Genomic DNA, 5,631 nt, shown 5'->3' on the forward strand with positions numbered 1-5,631 from the left:
GCCCGCCCCGAGAGGGGCGGGCCGTCGACCGGAACCCGGTCCCCGGTGGCCGGGAGAGGCCACCGGCGGGCGCTAGAGGACCTTGGACAGGAAGTCCTGGGTCCGGGGGTGCTGCGGGTTCTCGATGACGTCGCGCGGACGGCCCTGCTCGACCACCACGCCGCCGTCCATGAACACCAGCGAGTCGCCGACCTCGCGCGCGAACCCGATCTCGTGCGTGACCACGATCATCGTCATACCGTCCAGCGCGAGCTGCTTCATGACCTCCAGCACCTCGCCGACCAGCTCGGGGTCGAGCGCGGACGTCGGCTCGTCGAACAGCATCAGCGCGGGCTCCATCGCCAGGGCGCGCGCGATCGCGACCCGCTGCTGCTGCCCGCCGGAGAGCTGCGCCGGGTAGGCGTCCCTCTTGTCGGCGAGGCCCACCCGGTCCAGCAGCGCGACCGCCCGCTCCCGGACCTGCGCCTTCGGCAGCCCCTTCACCTGGACGGGCGCCTCCATGACGTTGCCCAGGGCGGTCATGTGCGGGAACAGGTTGAACCGCTGGAACACCATGCCGATGTCCCGGCGCTGCGCGGCGACCTCCCGCTCGCGCATCTCGTACAGCCGGTCGCCCTTCTGCCGGTAGCCGACCAGGCGGCCGTTCACCCACAGCCGGCCGCCGTTGATCTTCTCCAGGTGGTTGATGCAGCGCAGGAAGGTCGACTTCCCCGAGCCGGACGGCCCGATCACGCACATCACCTCGCCCGGCCGCACGGCCAGGTCGATGCCCTTCAGCACCTCCAGGCGGCCGAAGCTCTTGTGCACGTCCTCGGCGCGCACCATGAACTCCGGCGCGCCGGCGTCCGGCCCGGGACGGTCGTCCTCGGGGGCACCCTCCGCCGGGACCGTGGCGTCGTCCGCGTCGGAAGCCTGGTCGGCAGCCGTCTCGGGCGCGAGGTCGTCGCGCTCCGGCGTCCCGTCGGCGTCCCCCTCGGGCTTCGCCAGGCGCGGCTTGTCGTCGGCCGCCATCAGACGCTCCTCCCGCCGCGGATCCGCAGGTTGGCCACGAACCGCTCCAGCATGGTCTGCCGCTGGGCGGTGCCCCGCCCGAAGTAGCGCTCCAGGTAGAACTGGCCGACGGTCAGGATCGAGGTCATGACCAGGTACCAGATGCTCGCCACCAGCAGCATGGGGATCGTCTGGTACGTCCGGTTGTACACGATCTGCACCGAGTACAGCAGGTCGGCCAGCGCGATCACCGACACCAGCGAGGACGTCTTCAGCATGGAGATCGTCTCGTTGCCGGTCGGCGGGATGATCACCCGCATCGCCTGCGGCAGCACCACCCGGCGCATGATCTTCGCCCGGCTCATGCCGAGCGCGGTCGCGGCCTCGTTCTGGCCCGGGTCCACCGACAGGATGCCCGCGCGGACGATCTCCGACATGTACGCCGCCTCGTTCAGCCCGAGCCCGAGGCAGCCCGCGACGAACGCGGTGATCAGGTCGTTGGCGTTGAAGTGGACGAACGTCGGGCCGAAGGGGATGCCCAGCGAGAACGTCGGGATCAGTGCCTTGACGTAGAACCACAGGATGATCTGGACCAGCACCGGAGTGCCCCGGAACACCCAGACGTACAGCCACGCCACGCCCGAGATCAGCGGGTTCGGGGACAGCCGCATCACCGCGAGCAGGACGCCGCCGACGACGCCCATCAGCATCGCGATGACGGTCAGCTCGAGCGTCATGACGATGCCGTCGATGATCGAGCCGTCCCAGAACCACGCGTTGATCGTGTCCCAGCCGAAGCGCTCGTTGTGGGCGACGCTCCAGACCGCCCAGATCGCGACGTACAGGATGAGGGCCGCCGCCACCCAGCGGCCGTAGTGCCGGACGGGGACGGCCTTGATCTCGCTCGGCCGTCCCGCCGGCGCCTTCTGTTCGTACAGGGTCATGCGGTCAGCTCTGCGCGCCGTTGATGCCGGGCGTGTCCAGGGCGCCGTGCTCGATGCCCCACTTCTCGAGGATCTTCTTGTAGGTGCCGTCGGCCTGCAGCGCCTTCAGCGCGCCGAGCACGGCCTCCTTGGTGGTGCCGAGCTTCTTGCTGAGGGCGATGCCGTACGGCGCGGTGTCGTAGGTCGCGCCCGCCGTCTCGAACTGCCCGTTGGACTGCTTCACCGCGTAGTCGATGACCGGGGAGTCGGCCAGCACGGCGTCCGCGCGGCCGGACGACAGCGCCAGGTTCGCGCCGTTCTGGTCGGGGAACGCCTGGCCGGTCGGGCCGGGCTTGCCGCCGTCCTTGCACTTCTTGGTGCGCGAGCCGGTGCCCTTGGCGGGGTCGACGGTCGCCGACACCTCGTCCAGCTGGACGGTGCCCTTCTCGACCGCGACCTTCTTGCCGCACAGCGACAGGTCGTCCGGCTTGTAGCCGCCGGGGTTGCCCTTCTTGACCATGAGCGAGGTGCCGGCGGTGAAGTAGGTGACGAAGTCGACCGTCTTCTCCCGCTCCTTGTTGTCGGTGATCGACGACATCGCCGCCTGGTACTGGCCGCTCTGCAGGCCGGGGATGATCCCGTCGAAGCTCGCCTTCTGGAAGGAGAAGTCGATGCCGAGCTTCTTGCCGAGCGCCTTGCCGAGGTCGAGGTCCATGCCGACCAGGGTCTTGTTGTCGTTGCCGTAGAACTCGTTGGGCGCGTAGGACGGGTCCGTGGCCACAATGATCTTGCCGGACGACTTGACGTCCGGACCGAGCTGGTCGTGCAGCTTGGGGTCCTGCTTGATGGCCGAGAAGATGTCGCCGACGTCCTTGCCCTGGGCGCCGGTGTCCTTCTTGCTGCCGCCGCAGGCCGACAGGGCGAGCGCCGCCGAGAGCACGAGGGCACCCGCCGTGGCGGTACGGCGCCCCAGAGAACCGGTGTTCACTGGTCCCCCTCCAAGTCGATTCGTCGGACCGCGTCCCGGCCCGGGTTGAACGCACATTTTGGTGCATAGTACGCGTGGCCTTGATTAAGGCTGCGAAACAATCGCACAACAAGGCGGCGCTCAATATCCAGATGAAGCCGGGTAAATTCACCCTCTGTGAGCGAGATTACACGCCATGTCCGCACGTGACCGAGACCATCACGGGTCTTTCCGGGGACCCCGCGGCCGGTGTGGCACAATCGGACAACGGGTGACCCCCGTACATCGCGAGATGCACCCGACCGGCCCTGGCCACCAGACCAGCGCCAACCGCGAAGGCATCGTCCGTATCGCCGAAACCTGACAGGGGTCGCTGTGGCCGCCGAGCCCACCACTCATCCCTTCCCGCACACCGCCTCACTCGACGACGATCCCGCGTTCGCCCTGCACCGGGGCGGCAAGCTCGAGGTCCGCTCCTCGGTCCCGGTGCGCGACGCCGAGGACCTCTCCCTCGCCTACACGCCCGGCGTGGCGCGCGTCTGCACCGCCATCGCCGACCACCCGCCGCTCGTCCGCGAGTACACCTGGACGTCCCGGGTGGTCGCCGTGGTCACCGACGGCACCGCCGTGCTCGGGCTCGGCGACATCGGGCCCGCCGCGTCCATGCCGGTCATGGAGGGCAAGTCCCTGCTGTTCAAGGAGTTCGCCGGGGTCGACTCCGTCCCGATCGCGCTGGCCTGCACCGACGTGGACGAGATCGTCGAGACGGTGATCCGGATGGCGCCGAGCTTCGGCGGCATCAACCTGGAGGACATCAGCGCCCCGCGCTGCTTCGAGATCGAGGACCGGCTGCGCGCCGCCCTCGACATCCCGGTCTTCCACGACGACCAGCACGGCACCGCGGTGGTCGCGCTCGCCGCGCTGAAGAACGCCGCCCGGCTCGTCGGCCGGCCGCTGTCGGACCTGCGCGCGGTCGTCGCCGGCGCGGGCGCGTCCGGCATCGCCGTCTCCAAGATCCTCATCGAGGCGGGCATCGGCGACATCGCGCTGTCGGACAGCAAGGGCCTGATCCACCAGGGCCGGGACGGGCTCAACGGGCCCAAGCGGGCGATCGCCGAGATCTCCAACCGGTCCCGGCTGACCGGCTCCACCGAGGACGCGCTGCGCGGCGCGGACGTGTTCATCGGGCTGTCCGGCAGCACCGTCCAGGAGTCCTGCGTCGCCGAGATGAGCGAGGACGCCATCGTGTTCGCGCTGTCGAACCCGACGCCCGAGGTGCACCCGGAGGTCGCCCGGCGGCACGCCCGGGTGGTCGCCACCGGCCGCAGCGACTTCCCCAACCAGATCAACAACGTGCTCGCCTTCCCCGGGATCTTCCGGGGCGCGTTCGACGCGCAGGCGCACACCATCACCGAGGGCATGAAGCTCGCCGCCGCCGACGCGCTCGCCGCGATCGTCGGGGACGACCTGACCGCCGACTACGTGATCCCCGGCCCGTTCGACCCGCGCGTCGCCCCGGCCGTCACCTCGGCCGTGGCCGCGGCGGCCCGCACCGACGGGGTCGCCCGCGCCTGACCTCGCCTTTCTCCGGACGGCCCGCGCTCCCCTCGGGGAGGCGGGCCGTCCACATTATGAGATCCGGCGCGACCGTTAATCGCCGCAATTCTTGTCGTGGCCAGGCGGGTCGGCAAACAAATCACCGGCCCGCTCCCACGATCGCCGGATGATTTCCCTGAATTGACCATCGTCCACCCTCGGACATGGTGCAATACTCGACAAAGGGGAGAAACGCATCATCGGGCTACTCCGGCAGGAGTGCACGTGGACCTCGCTTCCTATGCCGATCTGGCGATCGTGCTGGTGAACAGCGGACACCGCCCGGAGGGGGACGGCCTGCGCGACCTCGACGGCCTGCGCGACCTGCTCGCCGGCCGGCCGCACCTCGGCGGCACCCTGCGCCAGCGCGACCTCGACGCCATGCGCGCACTGCGCGACCAGCTCCGCGCCGTCTTCGCCGCCTCCGCCGAGGGCCGGGGCGAGCTGGCCGCCGAGCGGCTGAACGAACTGCTCATCCAGCACCCCGTCCATCCGCAGCTCTCGGCGCACGACGGCCAGGACTGGCACCTGCACGTCAACGACGGCGGCGCCATCCCCGACGTGTACGCCGCGCGCGCCGCGATGGGCCTCGCCGTCCGGGTCGCCGAGCAGGGCATCGACCGGCTGCGCGTCTGCCCCGCCGACGGCTGCGGACGCGTCTACCTCGACACCACCAAGGAGCGCTCCCGGCTGTACTGCTCGCCGGACTGCGCCGCTCAGGCCGTCGGACGGGCCGTCCGGCGCGGGCCGCGCGGCGAGGGCACGGCGAGGACCGAGCGCACCGAGCCGGACAGCACGGCGGCGCGGCCGACCGGCCAGTAGCGGGCGACGACGGGACCGAGCACCAGGCGGTGCGGCACGGCGTCGAAGTCCCAGCTGTCCTGGCGTCCGCGGGCGCGCTGGTTGTCGCTCTCCAGCCACCAGCCGCCGTCCTCCTCGCGGACGGCCCGCTTCACGATGAGCTGCTCCTCGTTCCACGGATGCCGCGCGACCACCGCGTCGCCGTCCCGCACCGGCGCGCCCTCCCGGACGAGCAGCCAGTCGCCCGGACGCAGCGCGGGCAGCATCGACTCACCGGACACCGCGACCGCCCGCAGGCCGCCGCGCCGCCACGCGAGCACCGCCGCCCCCGCGCCCGCCGCGCAGACTCCGGCC

At 70.7% G+C, this 5,631-nt stretch carries 6 protein-coding genes; 2 read left to right on the top strand and 4 right to left on the bottom strand.

The features are described from left to right. Positions 1–72: 72 nt before the first annotated feature. From DZF91_RS29115 to DZF91_RS29125, 3 genes are all read right to left on the bottom strand, one after another. A complete protein-coding gene (locus tag DZF91_RS29115) occupies positions 73–825 on the bottom strand; it encodes an amino acid ABC transporter ATP-binding protein (RefSeq protein WP_117360323.1) in 753 nt (250 codons plus the stop codon). Between the two features lie 185 nt (positions 826–1,010). Beyond that, positions 1,011–1,934 carry an amino acid ABC transporter permease gene (locus tag DZF91_RS29120; protein WP_117360319.1) on the bottom strand — a complete coding sequence of 308 codons (924 nt, stop codon included), beginning with the start codon at positions 1,932–1,934 and terminating at the stop codon, positions 1,011–1,013. Positions 1,935–1,938: 4 nt separating this feature from the next. After that, the gene (locus DZF91_RS29125; RefSeq protein WP_117360320.1) at positions 1,939–2,901 is read right to left on the bottom strand and encodes an ABC transporter substrate-binding protein; all 963 of its coding nucleotides are present in this window, start codon (positions 2,899–2,901) and stop codon (positions 1,939–1,941) included. Positions 2,902–3,255: 354 nt separating this feature from the next. Here DZF91_RS29125 and DZF91_RS29130 point away from each other — a divergent pair, with 354 nt between their 5' ends. Then, complete coding sequence (locus DZF91_RS29130; protein ID WP_117360321.1) at positions 3,256–4,455, top strand: NAD(P)-dependent malic enzyme; 1,200 nt, start codon at positions 3,256–3,258, stop codon at positions 4,453–4,455. A 246-nt stretch (positions 4,456–4,701) separates the two neighbouring features. Continuing rightward, entirely contained in the window at positions 4,702–5,298 is a 597-nt protein-coding gene (locus DZF91_RS29135) for a CGNR zinc finger domain-containing protein (RefSeq protein WP_117360322.1), read from the top strand. Here DZF91_RS29135 and DZF91_RS29140 read toward each other — a convergent pair. Further along, positions 5,193–5,631, bottom strand: a 439-nt coding sequence (locus DZF91_RS29140; RefSeq protein ID WP_328589231.1) for a S24 family peptidase, incomplete at its 5' end; no start/stop codon positions are given. The two genes, DZF91_RS29135 and DZF91_RS29140, sit on opposite strands and share 106 nt — an antisense overlap.

The organism is Actinomadura logoneensis, assembly GCF_003428695.1.
Taxonomy (GTDB): Bacteria; Actinomycetota; Actinomycetes; order Streptosporangiales; family Streptosporangiaceae; genus Spirillospora; species Spirillospora logoneensis.

Coding starts and splice junctions, on each gene's coding strand:
- DZF91_RS29115 (WP_117360323.1), bottom strand. CDS start 825: ATGGTGCGCGCCGAGGACGTGCACAAGAGCTTCGGCCGCCTGGAGGTG.
- DZF91_RS29120 (WP_117360319.1), bottom strand. CDS start 1,934: ATGACCCTGTACGAACAGAAGGCGCCGGCGGGACGGCCGAGCGAGATC.